At 69.1% G+C, this 17,834-nt stretch carries 14 protein-coding genes, 1 pseudogene and 1 riboswitch; of the genes and pseudogenes, 6 read left to right on the forward strand and 9 right to left on the reverse strand.

What is annotated here, in order from left to right; all coding sequences use genetic code 11:
- Window positions 1-40: 40 nt before the first annotated feature.
- Window positions 41-1,447 (forward strand): PLP-dependent aminotransferase family protein, encoded by a 1,407-nt coding sequence (locus AB0H36_RS08050; RefSeq protein ID WP_360518433.1) that lies wholly within the window; start codon window positions 41-43, stop codon window positions 1,445-1,447.
- A gap of 429 nt (window positions 1,448-1,876) precedes the next feature.
- A pseudogene (locus tag AB0H36_RS08055) lies at window positions 1,877-2,182 on the forward strand (GNAT family N-acetyltransferase); the annotation flags it as partial.
- Window positions 2,183-2,230: 48 nt separating this feature from the next.
- Here the strand turns inward: AB0H36_RS08055 and AB0H36_RS08060 are convergent.
- A complete protein-coding gene (locus AB0H36_RS08060; protein WP_360518436.1) occupies window positions 2,231-3,205 on the reverse strand; it encodes an MBL fold metallo-hydrolase in 975 nt (324 codons plus the stop codon).
- Window positions 3,206-3,322: 117 nt separating this feature from the next.
- On the opposite strand from AB0H36_RS08060, the gene AB0H36_RS08065 reads away from it, so the two are divergent.
- Window positions 3,323-4,204, forward strand: a complete 882-nt coding sequence (locus AB0H36_RS08065; protein WP_360518439.1) for a LysR family transcriptional regulator — start codon at window positions 3,323-3,325, stop codon at window positions 4,202-4,204.
- Complete coding sequence (locus AB0H36_RS08070; protein ID WP_360518442.1) at window positions 4,201-5,073, forward strand: serine hydrolase; 873 nt, start codon at window positions 4,201-4,203, stop codon at window positions 5,071-5,073. The genes AB0H36_RS08065 and AB0H36_RS08070 overlap by 4 nt, the downstream gene beginning before the upstream one ends.
- Window positions 5,074-5,225: 152 nt before the next feature.
- On the opposite strand, the gene AB0H36_RS08075 is transcribed toward AB0H36_RS08070, so the two are convergent.
- The 6 genes from AB0H36_RS08075 to AB0H36_RS08100 form a co-directional block, all read right to left on the reverse strand.
- Window positions 5,226-5,615 (reverse strand): RidA family protein, encoded by a 390-nt coding sequence (locus tag AB0H36_RS08075; protein WP_360518445.1) that lies wholly within the window; start codon window positions 5,613-5,615, stop codon window positions 5,226-5,228.
- Window positions 5,616-5,645: 30 nt separating this feature from the next.
- On the reverse strand, window positions 5,646-6,755 hold the full coding sequence (locus AB0H36_RS08080; protein WP_360518448.1) for a hypothetical protein: 1,110 nt from the start codon (window positions 6,753-6,755) through the stop codon (window positions 5,646-5,648).
- Entirely contained in the window at window positions 6,752-7,639 is an 888-nt protein-coding gene (locus AB0H36_RS08085) for a carbohydrate ABC transporter permease (RefSeq protein WP_360518451.1), read from the reverse strand. The genes AB0H36_RS08080 and AB0H36_RS08085 overlap by 4 nt, the downstream gene beginning before the upstream one ends.
- The gene (locus AB0H36_RS08090) at window positions 7,636-8,565 is read right to left on the reverse strand and encodes a sugar ABC transporter permease (protein WP_360518454.1); all 930 of its coding nucleotides are present in this window, start codon (window positions 8,563-8,565) and stop codon (window positions 7,636-7,638) included. Before AB0H36_RS08090 ends, AB0H36_RS08085 begins: the two co-directional genes overlap by 4 nt.
- Window positions 8,566-8,593: 28 nt before the next feature.
- Window positions 8,594-11,587: a pectinesterase family protein gene (locus tag AB0H36_RS08095; protein ID WP_360518457.1), complete on the reverse strand. Its 2,994-nt coding sequence runs from the start codon at window positions 11,585-11,587 to the stop codon at window positions 8,594-8,596.
- 258 nt (window positions 11,588-11,845) lie between these two features.
- Window positions 11,846-13,192, reverse strand: coding sequence for a sugar ABC transporter substrate-binding protein (locus AB0H36_RS08100; protein ID WP_360518460.1), 1,347 nt, complete (start codon window positions 13,190-13,192; stop codon window positions 11,846-11,848).
- Between the two features lie 121 nt (window positions 13,193-13,313).
- Between AB0H36_RS08100 and AB0H36_RS08105 the strand changes: the two genes are divergently transcribed.
- Together AB0H36_RS08105 and AB0H36_RS08110 are read left to right on the forward strand one after the other, a co-directional pair.
- On the forward strand, window positions 13,314-14,786 hold the full coding sequence (locus AB0H36_RS08105; protein WP_360518463.1) for a family 43 glycosylhydrolase: 1,473 nt from the start codon (window positions 13,314-13,316) through the stop codon (window positions 14,784-14,786).
- Window positions 14,786-16,693 (forward strand): DUF6807 family protein, encoded by a 1,908-nt coding sequence (locus AB0H36_RS08110; protein ID WP_360518466.1) that lies wholly within the window; start codon window positions 14,786-14,788, stop codon window positions 16,691-16,693. Before AB0H36_RS08105 ends, AB0H36_RS08110 begins: the two co-directional genes overlap by 1 nt.
- On the opposite strand, the gene AB0H36_RS08115 is transcribed toward AB0H36_RS08110, so the two are convergent.
- Entirely contained in the window at window positions 16,690-17,463 is a 774-nt protein-coding gene (locus AB0H36_RS08115; protein WP_360518469.1) for a thiazole synthase, read from the reverse strand. The two genes, AB0H36_RS08110 and AB0H36_RS08115, sit on opposite strands and share 4 nt — an antisense overlap.
- Window positions 17,464-17,479: 16 nt before the next feature.
- Window positions 17,480-17,686 carry a sulfur carrier protein ThiS gene (gene thiS / locus AB0H36_RS08120; RefSeq protein ID WP_360518472.1) on the reverse strand — a complete coding sequence of 69 codons (207 nt, stop codon included), beginning with the start codon at window positions 17,684-17,686 and terminating at the stop codon, window positions 17,480-17,482.
- A riboswitch (TPP riboswitch) is annotated at window positions 17,677-17,793 on the reverse strand. It overlaps the preceding gene by 10 nt.
- Between the last annotated feature and the right edge of the window lie 41 nt (window positions 17,794-17,834).

Genomic DNA, 17,834 nt, shown 5'->3' on the forward strand with positions numbered 1-17,834 from the left:
ACCCTGACAGCGCAGCGGTACTCCGATAAGGTCCAGTTGTGTGAGCCGAAACAGGACCAGTTCCGGCGCCGGCGAGCTGCTGGTCGAGCTCCGGCGGGATGCCGGAGTGCCGCTGCACCAGCAGCTGGAGAAGGCGATCCGGGACCGGATCCGGCAGGGCCTGATGCGCGCGGACACAGTGATGCCGTCGACCCGCGCGCTCGCCCAGGACCTCGGTCTGTCCCGCGGCGTCGTGGTCGAGGCGTACCAGCAGTTGGTCGCCGAGGGGTACCTGATCAGCCGAGGCGGCGGCTACACCCAGGTGGCCGACATCGCCGTCGTCGAGGCATCCGCGATCCAGGCGCCGGCCGGCGGTCCGCCGCGGATCGACTTCAAGTACAGCCGACCGGACGTCTCCCAGTTCCCGCGCGCTGCCTGGTTGCGCTCGCTCCGCAAGGTGCTGAACGAAGCCCCGCACCTGAGCTTCGCCTACCTCGACGGCCGTGGCGCCCTCGAGCTCCGGCATGCGCTCGCCGACTACCTGAACCGAGTGCGAGGTACGGCGGCCCGGCCCGAGAACATGCTGGTCAGCAACGGCTTCGCCCAGGGCTCGCGCCTGCTGCTGCATGTCCTCGCGAAACAGGGCTACCGGCGGCTGGCGCTCGAGGACCCGTCCGACAACGAGCTGCGGGACGTCGCGAAGGCGGCTGGGCTCGAGGTGGTCGGCGTACCGGTGCTGGATTCGGGGATCGACGTCGACGCACTCGATCAGTCCGGGGCGGACGTCGTACTGGTGACGGCGGCACACCAGTTCCCGACCGGGGCGGTGGCGTCGGCGGAGACGCGGGCCGCGCTGGTCGCGTGGGCGGCGCGGCGGGACGCTCTGATCGTCGAGGACGACTACGACGCGGAGTACCGGTACGACCGGGAGCCGATCGGCGCGATCCAGGGCCTGGCGCCCGACCGGGTCGCGTACGCCGGGACCGCGAGCAAGACGCTGGCGCCGGGGCTTCGGCTCGGCTGGCTGGTCCTGCCGGACCGCTTGGTCGAGGACATGACGGCCGCGAAGCTGGTCGACGATCGCGGCTCGCCGGTGCTGGAGCAGTTGGCGTTCGCGGACTTCGTCGCGCGGGGTGAGTTCGACCGGCACCTGCGGCGGATGCGGCCGCGGTACCGGCTGCTTCGGGACACGCTCGTCGACCGGTTGGCCGAGCGGCTGCCGGAGCTTGTCCCGGTCGGCATCTCGGCCGGCCTGCACGTCATGACCTGGTTACCGGACGGGTTGCCGGAGCAGGCTGTGATGGCGGCCGCGCTGGAGCGAGGCGTCGGGGTCTACGGACTGGCGCCGTACTGGATGGCGGGCGCCGGGCCGGCCGGGCTGGTCTTCGGGTACGGCGGCCTGACCGCGAAGGCTGTTGCCGAGGGCATCGATGTGCTGGTGGACGCGGTCGCCGGACTGAATGAATAAATATCCATTTGCTTGCAAGTTGATTCGGCTGCTCCTACGCTGTGTGGAGTGATCAGCGCAGCTCGCATCGACAGTCTGATGAACCAGGGGTGGCCCGCCGAGGCCAAGACCGAGCTGGACGGCTGGGTGATCCGACGCAACGGCGGCGTGACCCTGCGAGCGAACTCCGTGCTGCCCACGAGTCCGCCGTTCGACCTCGGCAAGGCCTTGGACTACGTGGAAACCCTGTACGAGGCGCACGGCATCACGCCGTCCTTCCACGTCAGCCCGGCGGCGCAGCCGGCCGACCTGGACGCCCAGCTGGAGGCCCGCGGCTACTCGGTGCGGAATCCGACGCTGGTGCAGTGTGCCGAGGTGGCCGACGTTCTCGACCGGCTGCCCGATGTGCCGACCGACGTGAATATTTCTGCGACTCCGGACGACGACTGGATGGACTTCTGGTGGTCGATCGACGGCCGCGGCGGGGACGCCGGGAAGCAGGCGACGGCGCGGGGCATCTTGAACCGCGGCCCGGCGTTGTACGCCGTAGTGCCGTCGACCGGCCCGATCACGGCGATCGGCCGGCTCGCGCTGGTCGGCGACTGGGCCGGGTTGTACTGCCTCGCCGTCGACGAGCGCGTCCGCCGGCAGGGGCTCGCGCTCGCGGTGATCCGCGCGTTGTTGCAGGAGGCAACGAACCGCGGAGTCCGGTACGTCTACCTGCAGGTCGTGGCGGACAACGAGCCGGCCCGTGGCCTGTACGACCGCTGGGCTTCCGGACCGTCTCGCAGTACCACTACCGGGTCAAAGCGTGAGCTTCTCCAGGTGATCCAGGACGACGAACTCCGCGCCGGCGGTCTCGACCGAGGTGCGGAGCTTCGTCAGGTCGGTCCAGGGCACGGACGGCTCGTCCAGCGGCTGGTCGAAGTCGTCCCAGTGGGTGGCGACGACCTTCCGGACCGGCTTGATTGTGCGGAGCAGGCGGTCGGTGATCCCGGGCTCGCCGCCGGGGGCGGCGAAGACGACGTCCACCTGCAGGTCGCGGAGCGCGTTCGGGTCGAAGTTCGCCGTACTCAGGCTGAGGATGCGGACGCCGCCGATCGTGATCACGTACGCGAGCGTGCCGCCCTCGAGCAGGTCCTCGATCACCCGCGGGCGCGGCGGGACGCCGTCGAGCCGGTAGCCCGGGTAGGCGTAGGTGTGGTGCCGTCCGCTGCACGAGTGCAGGGACGGGAAGACCTCGATCGTGAAGCCCTCGAACGGGAGGTACTCGCCGCCGCGCACCGGTGACAGCAGGCCGGCCGGGGTGCGCATGGCCTTGAGCATGTTGACGTGCGACTGGGTGCCGAGGACGGTCGCCTGGGTCTTCTCGGCGACGTACGGCACGTCGGCCATGTGGTCGTAGTGGCCGTGGTGCACCAGGATCGCGTCGGCCGTGGAGATGTAGCGGTCGATCACGTCCGGCTTGATCACGAGCTTGGTCTTGGGGTCCGCGCCCTCTGGCGTGAACGTGCCGGTCTTGAACCGGGTGATCCACGGATCGGTCAGCACGATGTGCTTGCCCCACCGGATCTGCCAGGCGTGGGTGCCGAGCCAGGTGAGCTCCACCCCGGCTTCCTCCTGTGTGGCGCTCGCCGTCGCCTCGCCTGCTGCCGCCTGCGCAGTCGCTTCCGCACCCGTCGCGGCGCCGCTGCGGGTCGTCAAGCCGGCGACCCCGGCGACTCCGGCCGCGCCGGCCGCGGCCGCCCCCGTGATGATCCCTCTGCGACTTACCTTCACGCTGTCTCCTCTCGCCGGGACCGAGTCCTCAGTGAAGGCGAGGCAGTTGGAGGGTGTCGAATATGCTCTTACGCATGCTCCGATTGCCTGGTGATATCGCCGCAGGTCAGCTGGGTCATGCTGACTGAACGGCATCTGCAGATCTTCATCGCGCTGGCCGAGGAGCAGCACTTCGGCGACGCCGCACGCGTGGTCGGCATCACCCAGCCGCCGCTGTCCCAGGGGCTTCGACGGCTGGAGGCGCTGGTCGGGGCGAAGCTGTTCGAGCGCGGCCAGGGCCGGGTCGAACTGACGCCCGCGGGTGCGGCGTTGCTGCCGTATGCGCGGCGTGCGCTGACGTCGATCGAGGAGCTGCACCAAGCTGCGGTCGCGCGCGATCCGGAGGGGCCGGAGATCCGGCTCGGCCTGGCGCCGGAGGTTCCGCCGGCCGCTGGTGCCGCGGTGGCTGCGGCATGTGGGGCTGCGATCCCGGGGAGCCGGGTGACGGTGGTTTCGGCGCCGACCAGTTCGTTGGTCGGCCAGGTGTCCGCGGGTCGGCTGACTCTGGCCGTCGTACTGCATCCCGCCGTACTGGATGGGCTCGAAGCCGGTCCGGTGACGTTGGTGCCGACGTGGGCGCTGGCGCCGGTGTCGGTGCTGCCGGACGACGGTGCCGAGGTGAAGCTGCGGCAGCTGGGTGGGTTGCCGGTGGCTGTCCGGCCGCGAGCGGAGGCGCCGGCGGCTCGGGACTTGTTCCTGGACACGTTGGAGTTGCATCGGCCCGATGGCGGGACGGTCGTGGTGACCGACGAGCGGGCCGGGTTGGCGATGGCCGCGGCGGGTCAGGCGATCGTGGTGACGGCGGATCCTTCGCTGACTGCGCCGGGCGTCGGGCGTCATCTGATTGTCGACAATCCACTTCCGCTGCGGTTGCGGTTGGTGTGGGCGAGGACGCGTACGCCGTTCTTACGGCCGGCTGACGTGATGGCTCGGCTGACGGACGCGCTGGTGGTGTCGTGAACGCGCGGATCCGCGCGTTGTTCGCGGACGCGGGCGTGCGTGGCTGGTTGCATGCGGTCGCGTTGGAGGCGCCGGAGTCGACGGTCGAGGTGGATGCGGACGGCGTCGTACCGATGGCGTCGGTGTACAAGCTGCCGTTGCTGGCCGGGTTCTGCCGGCTGGTTGATCTCGGGGAGCTCGATCCGCTGTCGAAGGTGACGTTGGATCCGGCCGATCGGACGCCTGGGCCGACCGGGCTGTCGGCGCTGGCGGATCCGGTGACGATGTCACTGCGCGATCTGGCGTTCTCGATGATGACGGTGTCGGACAACGCCGCCGCCGATGCGCTGCTGGGGTTGGTCGGGCTGCGGCGGCTGGCCGAACTGCTGGAGTCGTTCGGCCTGCAACGGACCTGGGTACGGCGGGGGACCGAGGGGAGCCTGCGCGATCTGCAGCGGCGTACCGGGCTGAACGATCCGGATGCCGCACTCGCCGTACTGGCTGACAACGACCGGACCGATCCGGACGGGGTCTACGAGGCGGCGACCGCTTCCGCGAGCAGTCCGCGCGACATGACGTTGCTGCTGCGGCGGTTGTGGGCGGGGGAGTTGCTGTCGGATACGCAGACGGACTTCGTGCGGGCGACGATGCATCGGCAGGTCTTCCAGCACCGGATGGCGTCCGGCTTCCCGCACGACGGCGTACGCGTCGCCGGGAAGACCGGAACGTTCGGTGCCCTGCGCCACGAGGTCGGCGTGGTCACGCTGCCCGGCGGGGCCGCCTTCGCGATCGCCATCTACACGCTCGCTGCTCGCGGCGACTTCCGCCAGCCTCGTGTCGACGCTGCCATCGGCGAAGCCGCTCGCCTCGCGGTGGACTTGTTGCGCTGAGCGCTGTGGGACACCGCCGCCAGCGGATCTGGCCGGGCAGATCGACAGGAGGTGTCGCGCGCAGACGGCGTGACGCACGCTCAGTTGACCGGGGCTGTAGCCGTAGTGGGTCTATACGTCCTGTCGATCTGCACACCCACACAAGCCTTGGGTCAGATGACCGCGTACGCCTCCACCTCGAGGAGCGCCTCAGGCTTGAACAACGCCACCACCTGCACCGCCGTACTGGCCGGCGGGTTACTGGTGTCGACGTACTCGTCCCGCGCGGCACGGATCGCCGGCAGATACCCGATGTCGGTCACGTAGAAGTTCAGCTTCACCACGTCCTTGAACGTGGCCCCGGCCGCCTTCAGACAAGCATCCAGATTGGCAAACACCTGCCGGGCCTGCGCCCCCGCATCCCCGACTCCCACAAAGTTGCCCTCAGCATCCAACGCCACCTGCCCCGCAATCGCCACCCACTGCCCCGCCCCGGTCACCACATGGCTGTACCCATTCCCCGCCGCAACCCCCTCCGGCTTCGGATAAGAAAACTCGCTCAAGACACCCTCCCGGTCGTAGTCGTCCCATTCTTACCCTGGTGCCAATCGGTCCGCGAAGAAGTTTCCGACCGCCTCCTGCATTTGGTGGTCGAAGCGGTGGGGGCCGGGGAGGAAGTGGGCTTGGTAGGTGCCGGGGCCGTAGTGGAAGTGTTCGGTGAGCTCGCGGTCGGCGGCGAGCATGCCTTGGGGTGGGAAGAGGTTGTCGTCCTCGGCGTAGACGACGAGCTGGTGGTGGCGGGCCCGGCCGGCGGTGAGGGACGGGTGGTCGAGGTGCCGGGCCAGGCCGGGCGTGGTGAACAGCCAGGAATGGGCGTCGAAGTACGCCGGGAGCAGTGCGTCGAACGTGGTCATCATGCAGACGATCGCGGACGCCTGGATGCCCGGGTCGAGTGCGGTGAGGGTCGCCGAACGGCCACCGCCGCCCGAGAAGCCGAAGACACCGATCCGGTCCGCGTCCACCTCGTCGAGCCCACGCAGCACGCTGAGCGCGACGAGGTCGTCGTACGCGACCATCCCGGCGAACGACGTCCCGAGTAGCCCGGCCGCCTTCGCGATCGTGTGCTCGTGGTGGCTCGCGGCGACGTCGTACCACTCGTCGTCAGCAGGGGAGTGGTCCGCGGCCAGCCAGGCGGCTTCGTACGTCGCCATCACGTCGCGCAACCGCCACGGCAGCGGATCGAGCCCGAAGCGCCGCGATCCCCAGGCGAAGGTGTCGTGACACAGTACGACGAAACCCGCGCGGGCCAACGCGTTCGCGACGGCCCGGCCCTCGTACAGCTCCTGGCGCAGCCGGATCGCGCCGGCGCTGGGCTCAGGAGTCTCGACAAGCCGCTCGGCGCCGATCGCCTTCACGCCCGCATGGCAATGCAACCCGAGCACGCCGGGTGCCGAGACCGCCTCGAGCGGGCGCAGGAGCCAGGCCCGAGTCGGCGGGCCGAACGGGTTGTTCCACTCGAGGACGCTCCCGCGGACATTGTCCGATTGCCAATCGTCGACAATCCGCACGGCCGGCCGCTCACCTGGCGCGGGCACGCCGAGCAGCCCGGCGACCCGAGTGGTGAGCTCGTCCCCGGTCAGCGGGGAGGCGTCCCGGACGAAGCCCGGCCAGTCCTCGTAACCGCCCAGCGCACTCGGTCTCAACCCTTCACCGCTCCCGCCGACAGGCCCTGGACCAGGAACTTCTGCACATAGGCGAAGACAAGCGCAACGGGTACGACGGCCACCACGCCACCCGCCGCCAGCGCACCGAAGTCGACGCTGTACTCACCCAGCATGTAGCTCAGCCCGACCGGGATCGTGAACTGGTCCTGGTCGTTGAGGAACATCAGCGCGAAGAGGAAGTTGTTCCACGAGCCGATGAAGGCGAACGAGCTGATCGCCACCATCCCGGGCCGCAGCAGCGGCAGCACCACGGTGAGGAACCCGCGCAACCGGCCGCACCCGTCCACCCAGGACGCCTCCTCGAGCTCGATCGGGATGTTCCGGATGAACCCGGCCATCATGATCAGCGACAGCGGCAGCCCGAACACGGTGTCCGCGACGACGATGCTCCACGGCGTGTTGATCAGCCCGATGGTGCGGAAGATGTCGAACAGCGGGATCAGCATCATCGCGCCCGGGATGAACTGCGTGCACAGCGTCATCACCATGAACGCGCTCCGGCCGCGGAACCGGAACCGGGCCAGCGCGTACCCGCCGAGCAGTGAGAGCACCGTCGTGCCGAAGAGCGTGAACAGCGCGATGATCACGGAGTTCTTGAAGAAGACCGCGAAGCCTGCGCCGTTCCACACGGTCGCGTAGTGCTCGAAGGTGATCGGCCACGGGACGACGGAGGTCGATCCGGCCGGCCGCAGGCTGAACAGCAGGATCCAGTAGAAGGGGACCAGGGTGAAGAGCAGGTAGAGCGCGAGCGGGGCGTAGATCATCCACCGCGGGGCTTGGCGATTGTTCGGCTTCCTACGATCGGATTGTCGACGATCGACAGCCGCGGTCCGCTGCGCCGGCGCCTCGAGAACAGTAGTCATGCTTGGTCCTCTCGGCCGACGCGGGACAGTTTCAGGTAGGCGATCGAGAAGATCGCGAGGATCAGGAACGCCGACACGGTCAGCGCGGAGCCGTAGCCGAACTCCTTCGCGTCGACCGCCATCCGGGCGACGTACAGCGGCAACGTCATCGTCGCGTTGCCCGGGCCGCCGCCGGTCAGCGTGTAGAGCAGGTCGACGTTGTTGAACTCCCACACCGCCCGGAGCAGGGTGGACAGCACGATCGCGTTGCGAAGATGCGGCAGCGTCACCGACCAGAACCGTTGCAGCCGCCCCGCGCCGTCGACCTCCGCAGCCTCGTAGAGATCCTGCGAGATCGTCTGCAGATCGGCGAGCAGCAGGATCGCGAAGAACGGCACCCCACGCCACAACTCGGCGAGTACGGCGGCCCAGAAGGCCGACGTACCTTCGATCAACGGGCTCTCGCCGTAGCTGCCGATGCCGATGTCGGCCAGGTACCGGGAGAAGCCGGTGGTCGGGCTGTAGATCAGCAGCCAGATCGTCGTCGTCAGCACACCGGCCACCGCCCACGGCGAGAACACCAGCGACCGCGCCAGGCTGCGGCCACGGAACGTCTCGTTGATGACGAGCGCCAGGCCGAGCCCCAGCACGAGCTGGAGCCCGACCTCGACGACGACCCACTGGGTGGTGAAGCGCAGCGAGTCCCAGAACATCTGGTCGTTCAGCATGTTCCGGTAGTTCTCGAAACCGATGAAGCCGTTGCTACGCGGCTTGGTGACGTTGTACTTGAACAGCGAGTAGTACACGACACTGCCGATGGGGTAGAGCAGGAAGATCGCGACGAGCACCAGCGTCGGCGCCAGCAACGCGTACGGCGTCCAGCGCTCTCTCGGTCGCCGCCGGACCGGGGTGTCCGGCGGCGCCGGATCAGCCTGCAGAACTGCCATCGTGGAATCTCCTCGTTGTAGCGGGTGTTCAGTCGTCGTCGACCGGCTGCCAGCCGTCGGATCCGGCCAGCCAGGCGGATCGATTCGCCGCGGCGGCATCTTCTGAGGTCAGTTGCGGCCGCCCATCACCGGTCCCGGCGCCGGGCCCGGTGTTGCGGTACTCGGCGAACCGCGCATCCCGCCATGACCAGCCGCTCATATCCGTCCAGGCCGGCGTGCCGATGTGGGCGCCCAGCCAGGAGTCCCGTACGACGACCCGCGGATCGGCGCCCGGGTCGCCGCTGGGATGCCACGGCCGGCCGAGGAAGACGGTGCCGGCAGCGGCGTCGGACTCGAAGCGGCTGTGCTCGATCAGGTAGCCGTGCGGGTTGGTGTCGACGGTCGCGGCGGCGGTGACATAGCCGTTGACCGGTTGGCCGCGGTTCACCGACCGGATCGTGCTGTCGGTGATCACCGCCGTACCGCGGCCGTAGATGAAGTCGACGTCGCCCTGGATCAGCGAGTCGGTGATCCAGGTCCGGGCGATCGCCTCCCGGTTCGGGGTGTCGAGCAGCAGCGTGTCCTGGTTGCCGAGGACGCGGACGTTGTCCAGCCGGATCCGGTCGCCGGCGGTGCGCAGGGCGATCGCCTGGCTGGGGAAGTTCGCCTGCTCGTCCCAGCCGTTCTCGACGGTCAGGTCCTCGACCGTGACGTCGTCGCCGAGGATGCCGAGCGTGGCCGACCCGGTGTGGCCGAAGGTGCCGCCGTAGAACTTCTCCTGGCCGGCGGCGAGGTCGTAGGTGAGGACGACGTCGGCCGGGTTGCCGGTCGCGCCGCGGATGGTCAGGCCGTCCTGGAAGGCCCAGACCCGGACGACCTCGCGGTAGACGCCCGGCTGCACGACGATCGTGACCGGGCCCTTGCCGCCCACGGTGGCCACGGCCGCGCCGATGCTGCCGAAGTCGCCGGTGCCGTCGAGCGCCACGGTCACCGTGCGGCCGTAGGTGCGGTCCTTCGTCGTCGGCCCGGCGTACTTGCCGACGAGGCTCGGCACGGTGCTCGCGGCGTCCGGGATCGAGGCGTAGTACGTCGCCGGGTCGAACGCCGTACCGACGTTGTCGCGACGGCCGCGGACGGCATTGAAGACATTGTTCTTGTTGACAATCTGCGAGGCCGGGTCCTTGGCGACGACCGGGTCCTCGCCGTCGGAGTAGTAGTTGCTCTCGGCCACGACCTTGGCGGCGCCGCGGGACATCGTGCCGTACTGGCCGATGCCGCGGAACCAGTTGTTGTAGACGTGCGCGGCCTCGACGTTGTCGATACTCGCGTTGCGCTGGTAGGTGTTCGAGAACCAGTTGTGGTGCATGGTGATCTTGGTGATCACGTTCGTGGTCCAGCCGACGCCGACGGTCTTGTTGTGCGCGCTGAACACGTTCCACGACAGCGTCACGTAGTCGGAGTCCTTGCGGACGTCGACCAGGCCGTCACCGAGTCGCTCGAACGTGACGTGGTCGATCCACACGTGGTGCGCGGTGTCGAGCCGGATCCCGTCGTTGTCGTTCTCCGGCGACTTGCCGTCCCAGTCGCCGGGGATGTAGGAGTCGCGGATCCGCAGGTTGCGGACGATGACGTTGTGCGTGCCGTTCAGGAACAGGCCGCCGCCGACGAGCTCGGCCACGGTTCCGGCGCCGACGATGGTCTTGTGCGAGGCGACCGGGACCTGGGTGCCGAAGGGGATCCGCAGGCTGCCGCGCACGACGATCACGAGCGGCTCTTCGGCTCCGGCGTACCGGGTCAGTTCCTCGGCGGTGCCGGCGACGACGATCCGGCCGCCGAGTCCGCCGGTGGTGCCGTCGGGGAGCCCGGTGGTCGGGATCGAGGCCATGCCGGTTGCCTTCGGCGACCAGACCGGGCCGTCGGCGGTCGTGGTGCTCGGGGCGTCCATCAGTTGGAGCAGTTGCTTGTCCTGGTCCAGCCGGCCCGCACCCGCCCAAGCGCCGACCAGGGCGGGAACGCTTGGCGCGGGGTCGATCCGCAGGTGCGGGCCGGAGCTTCCGGACACCGTCGGCAGCAGCTGGTCGTCGGGGTGTGCTGCGTTGTAGGCGTCGAGTACGGCGGCGGGCCGGCCGTTGACCCAGTTGCCGGACTCGGTGATACCGGTGCCGCCCCAGTCGTAGATGATGCGCTCGGGCGTGACGCCGCCCTGGAACCAGTTGCTACGGGCAATGATCGAGGACTCGACGCCGACGCCCCAGGAGTACTGGTAGCGGTCCGGGTTCGTGACCTTGTAGAGGTTGTTGTAGACGTGGGCCTGGCCGAAGCGGACCCGCGGGCCGCGCTGGACCAGGTCAGTGAGCTCGTTGTGGTGCATCGTCACGCGCAGCTTGCCGCGGTCGGCGACGACGCCGTCGCCGTTGCCCCAGAGCAGTGACTTGTCGTGGCCTTTCAGCTTGTTCCAGGAGATCGTGACCAGGTCGGCCTGGCGGACGACGTCGAGCAGACCGTCGTGGCGGAGGAACGGTTCGCCGAAGTACTTCGGCTGCTCGGTGTCGACGGTCTCGCCGTCGTCCAGAGTCAGGTGGTCCAGCCAGACGTGGGTCGAGCGGCTGACCACCACGTTGTCCCACTCGGTCTTCCAGGTCTCACCGTTCCAGCCGGGGTAGCAGTCGTAGGCGTCGGAGATCCGCAGGTTGCGGACAATCACGTTGTCGACCGACTCGATGTTGACGACGAAGCCGGTCAACTGGGCGTCGCTGAGCCCGATCAGCGTGGTGTTGGCGCCGACGTTCAGCCTGACTCGCTCGGCTTGCTTGGCCGACGACGCCTTCCGTGCCTCCTCGATGGGCCCGGTCGCCGGCCCGGTCCACCGCACCGGGTCGTAGGCCTGCAGGTAGCCGGCGAGACTGTACGGCGCGACGTCGTACTCGTGGCACGCGATCGCCCGTCCGTCGTCGGTCGTGTTGGCGTCGAGCTTCCCGACAACCTGCACGATCTTCGGCTCATCCCCACCCACAGCAGCCCGCAGCTCAGCCGCCGTCCGCACTTGCACGACCCGCTGAGCCGAAGCCCCACCCGTAGTACCGCTTCCTTCAGAACCCCACCCATCACCAGGCGGGAGGGTTTGCCGGGACGCGTCGAGGTTGGCGGGTGGTGCGAGTGGTTGTGCGGGGGCGGATGGGCTCGGTGCGAGACCCAGGAGTGCGGTCGTCAGGAGTGTGGACAGGGTAATGCGAAGGGTGGGCGGCATGCGGGTCTCCTAGTGAGAGAAACCGGTTTCCGAGAATTGATGAAGGTTGTGGGCTTACTTGCCGGTTTTGAGGGAGGCGTCGTACTCCTGCTTCGCGGCTTCGAAGCGGGTGGCGTACTTGTCGGCGAAGGCCTGGGCGGTGAGCTGCTTCTGGAGCAGCTTCTGGAAGTCGGCCTCCATCTCGGTCTTCAGGATCTTCGACCAGTCCGGGAGGTACGTCGGCAGCTGCAGGTACTGCGTCTTCGGGTTCTTCGACGTCTCGACGATCGCCCGCAGCGGCTGCGACTGCTGCACCCACGACGCCTTCGCGGCCTCGGTGTTCGCCGGCACCTGGCCGACCGCCTCACACCACTCCGAGTTGGCCGTCGTGCTCATGTACTCGACGAACTTCCACGCCGCCGCCTTCTTCTCGCTCTTCGCGAGGATCCCGAGTCCGGAGATCGCCGGTGCGGTCGCGGTGACCACCCCGTCGGCGTTCGGGAACGGCTGGACGCCGGCCACGTTCGCCGGCCCGAGCGCCTTGAAGTGGTCCTGCGTCGAGCCGAGGTTGTGGTGCGTCGCCCACGCGGACCCGCCGTCGAATGCGGCCACGATCTTCGCGTAGTCGTTGGACAGGTCGGCCGGCGCGCTGACGGTCCCGTAGAGCCCGACGTACCGCTCGAGCGCCTTGACCGCCGCCGGGTCGTTGAACGTCGCCTTCCCGTCGTCGGTGAAGAACGTCCCGATCCCCGCCTGGCCGTACGTCATCGCGAACATCGGCGGCATCGACCCCGGCCCGCCGCGGAACGCGAACCCGAACTTGTTCTTGTCCTTCTCGGTCAGCTGCTGCGTGATCGCGAAGAACTCGTCGTACGACTTCGGCTCCGCGACGCCCTTCTGCTTCAGCCAGTCGGTCCGGTACCAGATCACGTCCGACAGCGCGCTCAGCGGCGCCTTGTAGAGCTTGGAATCGGCCGAGTTCCGCCGCTCGTTGCTGATCATCGTCGGGTCGACCTTGCCGGTCAGCCCGGACTTCTCGTACGCGTCGTCCAGCGACACCAGCGCGTTCTGCGCGATCAGGTGCGCGACGTCGTTGCCGATCAGCAGTACGTCGGGGATCTCGCCGGAGGCCAGCGCGTTGTCGACCTTCTGCAGGTACGACGAGTTGGGCAGGCCGACGTACTCGACCTTGACGTCGGGGTTGGCGGCGTTGAACTCGCCGATCAGCTTCTCCCACTTCTTGGACAGCGCCGGATTGGCGTTGGTGTCCCAGAACTGGACCGTGCCCTTGGCCTCGCCCCAGTCGTCGGGGTTGCTCGCGGCCTGCTCGCCGCCGCCGCTCGTCGGGCCGGCACAGCCCGCGATCGCCAAGGCGGCCACGGCTGCGACCGCCGTGGTCCGCAGCCAACCTGTACGCCTCATCTTGTCCTTCTCTCCACGCCGGAACAGTTGAAGAAACCGGTTTCTTCGTGAGAAAGTAACACAGCGCACCGGGCTCGCAATAGGGTTCGGAAGGCGGTTTCCCGATCGGAGGGCGAGACCTGTGTACGTGAACCCGGTGCTCGATGCGGACTGGCCGGACCCGGACGCGATCCGGGTCGGCGACGACTACTGGCTGATCGCGTCGAGTTTCAACCGGGCGCCCGGGCTCCCGGTCCTGCACTCTCGCGACCTGGTCTCGTGGGCGCTCGTCAACCACGCCCTGCGCGAGGTTCCGCCGGTCGAGCACTTCAAGATCCCGCGGCACGGCGGTGGGGTCTGGGCGCCGAGCATCCGCCACCACGACGGCCGGTTCTGGATCGTCTACCCCGATCCGGACCACGGGATCTTCGTGCTCAGCGCCACGGATCCCGCCGGCGCCTGGTCGGAGCCGCACCTGCTGCTGGCCGGCCGCGGCCTGATCGACCCGTGCCCGCTGTGGGACGACGACGGCCGCTGCTACCTCGTCCACGGCTGGGCGAAGAGCCGGGCCGGGATCAAGAACCGGCTGACCGTCCGCGAGGTCTCACCCACGCTGGACCGGGTGGTCGGGCCGGCCCGCACGGTGATCGACGGCGACGAGCTTCCCGGCTACACGACCCTCGAGGGACCCAAGTTCTACAAGCGGGACGGGTACTACTGGATCTTCGCGCCCGCCGGTGGCGTCGCGACCGGATGGCAGTCGGCGTTCCGGGCGCGGTCGCCGTACGGTCCGTACGAGGATCGCGTCGTCCTCGCGCAGGGGTCGACGCCGGTGAACGGGCCGCATCAGGGGGCGTGGGTGGATTCGCCGGACGGCGAGGACTGGTTCCTGCACTTCCAGGATCGCGGACCGGTGGGACGCGTCGTCCACCTGCAGCCGATGCGGTGGGTCGACGGCTGGCCGGTGATCGGGACTGACGGCGAGCCGGTACTGCGACATGGCGAGGGCGAGGTCGTCCTCAGCGAGCCGGATCGCACTGATCTCTTCGAGGGCCCCGAGTTGTCGAAGATCTGGCACTGGCAGGCGAACCCACGGCCGGAGTGGTACGACGCCCCGAAGGCCGCCGCACTGCGGTTGGCCGTGCTCCCGGACGACGACGGCGACCTGCGGAATCTCCCGCAGGTGCTCGGGCAGCAGTTGCCCGGTCACCGGCGCCGTTTCGAGACCTCGGTCCGGCTCGACGGCGGCGGTCCGGGGGCTCGCGCGGGTCTCGTCGTACTCGGCCAGAGCTATGCGTGGCTCGGGCTCCACCGCACTCCGACCGGCGTCGACGTCGTACTGCGGCAGCGGGGCACACCGGATGAGGACGTTCTGCATCACGCTCAGTTGGAGACGCCGTACGTCGATTTGGCCGCCGACGTCGATGACAATGCGCTCGTGCGCTTCTCGTACCGGACCGGCGGTGTGTGGGTCGAAGCCGGCGTGTTCCAGGCCGTCGAAGGCCGGTGGATCGGGGCCGAGGTGGGGCTGTTCGCGGCGGCGCCGCAAGGCACGATGGACGGTGGCGGGGCTGTGTTCGGTCCCGTGCGGGTCACCGAGCGAGAGACGGCTTGATGGGCAGGACACCGAAGCACTCGATCACGATCGCCGACGTCGCGCGTGCGGCGGAGGTGTCGCGGGCGACCGTGTCCCGGGTGATGAACGGGCGCCTCACGGTCGCGCCGGACATCGCCGAACGCGTCCGCGCCGCCGCCGACCGGCTGAACTACCGGCCCAGCGACCTCGCCCGGAACCTGTCCCTCGGCCGGACGAACATGGTCGCGCTGGTGGTGCCGGACCTCGGCAACCCGCTGTTCCAGCAGATCATGCGCGGGATCACGAACGCCTCGGCCGCGGCCGGGTACCGCGTCCTGGTCGCCGAGACGGACGAGGACCCGCTGGCCGAGGCGGACATCGCGATCGAGGCCCGCCGCCGCTGCGACGCGCTCATCCTGGTGTCGCCGCGGCTGGCCGAGGAGCGCCTGCTCGAGCTGCTGCCGGACGTGAAGCCGGTCATCCTGGTCAACCGCCAAGGGCCGTCCGATGTGGCCTCGGTCGGCGTCGACTTCGGTCGCGCGGTGCGGATCGTGGTCGACCATCTCGTCGGCCTCGGGCACCGGCGGCTCGCCTACCTGGCCGGGCCGGTCGGCAGCGCGTCGAACACGGACCGCCTGCGCTCGCTCGAGATCGCCGAACGCGAGATCCCCGGACTGGAGCTCGTCCGGCTCGAGTGCGGCTCGTCGATCGAGGACGGGTACGGCGCGGTCGAGCAGGTGCTGGATTCACACGTCACCGCGGTGGTCGCGTTCAACGATCTCGTCGCATTCGGTCTGCTGGCGCGGCTCAACGAGGTCGGGGTCGCCGTACCTGCGGACCTGTCGGTGGCTGGGATGGACGACATCGGGTTGTCGCGATTCGCCGTACCGTCGCTGACGACTGTCCGGGTCCCGCAGCAGGGGATGGGGGAGTTGGCCTGGCGGCGGTTGTACGCCGAGATCGCCGGGACCGAGGTGGATCTGGACGGGGTGCCGGATCTGCGGTTGGCGTTGCGGGCGAGCACCGGGCCGGTTCCGCAGGCGACGCGGCTGCAGTCGGATGCGCCGCGCGGGCGGCTGGGGCCGGTGCGCTGGCAGCAGCAGGGGGACATTTTCGTGCTGGGGTCCGAGTCCGGGCTGCTCGCGCACTACGAGTTCGGACGGCGGATGCCGCAGGTGCACTCGCCGCGTCCGTATCTGCACCCGGTGCGGACGCTTGGCGGCCATCCACTGACTGAGGTGAGCCCGGTGGATCACCGGCACCACTACGGTGTGTCGCTGGCGGTTGCCGGCGTCAACGGGACGTCGCACTGGGGCGGTCGTACCTTCCTCCCCGGACGCGGCCCGACATTGCTCACGAATCACGGCCAGCAGCGCAGCCGCGGAGTCACCGTCGACGACGGGCCCGGCAACGCGCTGACCGACGAGATCACCTGGTACGACGAACAAGGCCGGCCCCAACTGGTGGAACGCCGACAGCTCAGCGGCTCGCTCGCCGAAGGCGGTTGGCGCCTCGACTGGCACAGCGTCCTCACCGCGCGCTACGGCCCGATCCGCATCGACAGCCCGGCGACCGCGGGACGTCCCGGCGCCGGGTACGGCGGCATCTTCTGGCGGCTGCCGTCCGCCGAGAACACCGTCGTACTGAGCGAGGCCGGCGAAGGCGCCGACGCCGCCTACGGCTCGCTCAGCCCCTGGCTCGCCTTCGTCCAGCAACGCGGCGACACCGTCACCACCCTGCTTCTCGCCCAACCCGCCGACGTCCGCCCCTGGTTCCTCCGCGCCACCGACTACGTAGGCGCAGGCCCAGCCCTAGCCTGGCAAAGCGCCCTAGCCCTACAACCCGACCAACAACTCCACCTCACCCTGTCCGCCCTCCTCCTCGACCGCTCCATCGACCTCACCGAAGCCCCGGAGTTGGCCGAGAGGCTGCAGCAGTCGACCTAGAAAGCAGGCAGACCGGTCGTCGGTGAGGAGGCTTGGGCTGAGTGCCAGCGGCGGGGGACTCGGCCGGCCAGGCGGGCGGCTCGGCCTGCGGTGACTGCGTCTCGCATTGCGGCGGCCATCAGGGCGGGTTTTTCGGCGCGGGTGACGGGGGTGGCGAGCATGACGGCGGCGCAGCCGAGCTCCATGGCCAGCGCTGCGTCACTCGCCGTACCGATGCCTGCGTCGACGATCACCGGGACGTTGGCCGCCTCGGCGATCAGCGCGATGTTGTGCGGGTTGCGGATGCCGAGCGCGGAGCCGATCGGCGCCGCCAGCGGCATCACCGCCGCGCACCCCGCCTGCTCCAGGCGGCGCGCCAGGATCGGGTCGTCGTTCGTGTACGGCAGCACCGTGAAACCGTCCGCGACCAGCGCGTCGACCGCATCCAGCAACTCGATCGGGTCCGGCATCAGCAGGTGGTCGTCGGCGACCACCTCCACCTTGATCAGGTCGGTCTGCAACGCCTCCCGGGCGAGCCTCGCGGTCAGCACGGCCTCTGCCGCCGTGTGACAGCCGGCGGTGTTCGGCAGTACGTCGATCCCGTGCTGCTTGAGTACGTCGAGGATCGAGCCCTCGTGGCCGGTGCCGAGCCGGCGCATCGCGACCGTGGTGAGTTGGGTGCCTGAGGCAAGCAATGCCTCTTCCATCACCTCGAGGTTCGCGGCGCCGCCGGTCCCCATGATCAGCCGGGAGGTGTAGATCCGGCCGCCGAGCTCCAGCGGATCGTCCATGTGCTCAACCATGTCCTCAACCACCCTGGACCGCACTGACGATCTCGACCCGGTCGCCGTCCGTGAGCGTCGTACCGGCCCACTCGTCGCGCGTCAGCACGGTCTGGTTCACCGCGACCGCGATCCCGGTCTCGCGGTCGGAGTACTCCCGGACCAGTTCGGCAACGGATCGATCCGGCGGGACTGTCGTCGCCTCACCGTTCACCCACACGTCGTACGCCATCGCGTCCTCCCTACGCCGGCATTACCCGATACAGGTTCAGCGGTCGGCGACACCGTGGTCAGTCGCCCTCTCAGCCCACTCTGGCGTGAGCTCCCGCGGCTCCCTCGACGATAACCACCGCACCCGACCGAAACAACCCAGGTCCAAA

This window comes from Kribbella sp. NPDC050820, assembly GCF_040653975.1.
Lineage (GTDB): Bacteria > Actinomycetota > Actinomycetes > Propionibacteriales > Kribbellaceae > Kribbella.

Bases quoted from the DNA above. Each gene is read 5' to 3' on its own strand.
- AB0H36_RS08085 (WP_360518451.1), bottom strand. From the start codon at position 7,639: ATGACTACTGTTCTCGAGGCGCCGGCGCAGCGGACCGCGGCTGTCGAT.
- AB0H36_RS08100 (WP_360518460.1), bottom strand. From the start codon at position 13,192: ATGAGGCGTACAGGTTGGCTGCGGACCACGGCGGTCGCAGCCGTGGCC.
- AB0H36_RS08090 (WP_360518454.1), bottom strand. From the start codon at position 8,565: ATGGCAGTTCTGCAGGCTGATCCGGCGCCGCCGGACACCCCGGTCCGG.
- AB0H36_RS08110 (WP_360518466.1), top strand. From the start codon at position 14,786: ATGGGCAGGACACCGAAGCACTCGATCACGATCGCCGACGTCGCGCGT.
- AB0H36_RS08115 (WP_360518469.1), bottom strand. From the start codon at position 17,463: ATGGACGATCCGCTGGAGCTCGGCGGCCGGATCTACACCTCCCGGCTG.
- AB0H36_RS08065 (WP_360518439.1), top strand. From the start codon at position 3,323: ATGCTGACTGAACGGCATCTGCAGATCTTCATCGCGCTGGCCGAGGAG.
- thiS (WP_360518472.1), bottom strand. From the start codon at position 17,686: ATGGCGTACGACGTGTGGGTGAACGGTGAGGCGACGACAGTCCCGCCG.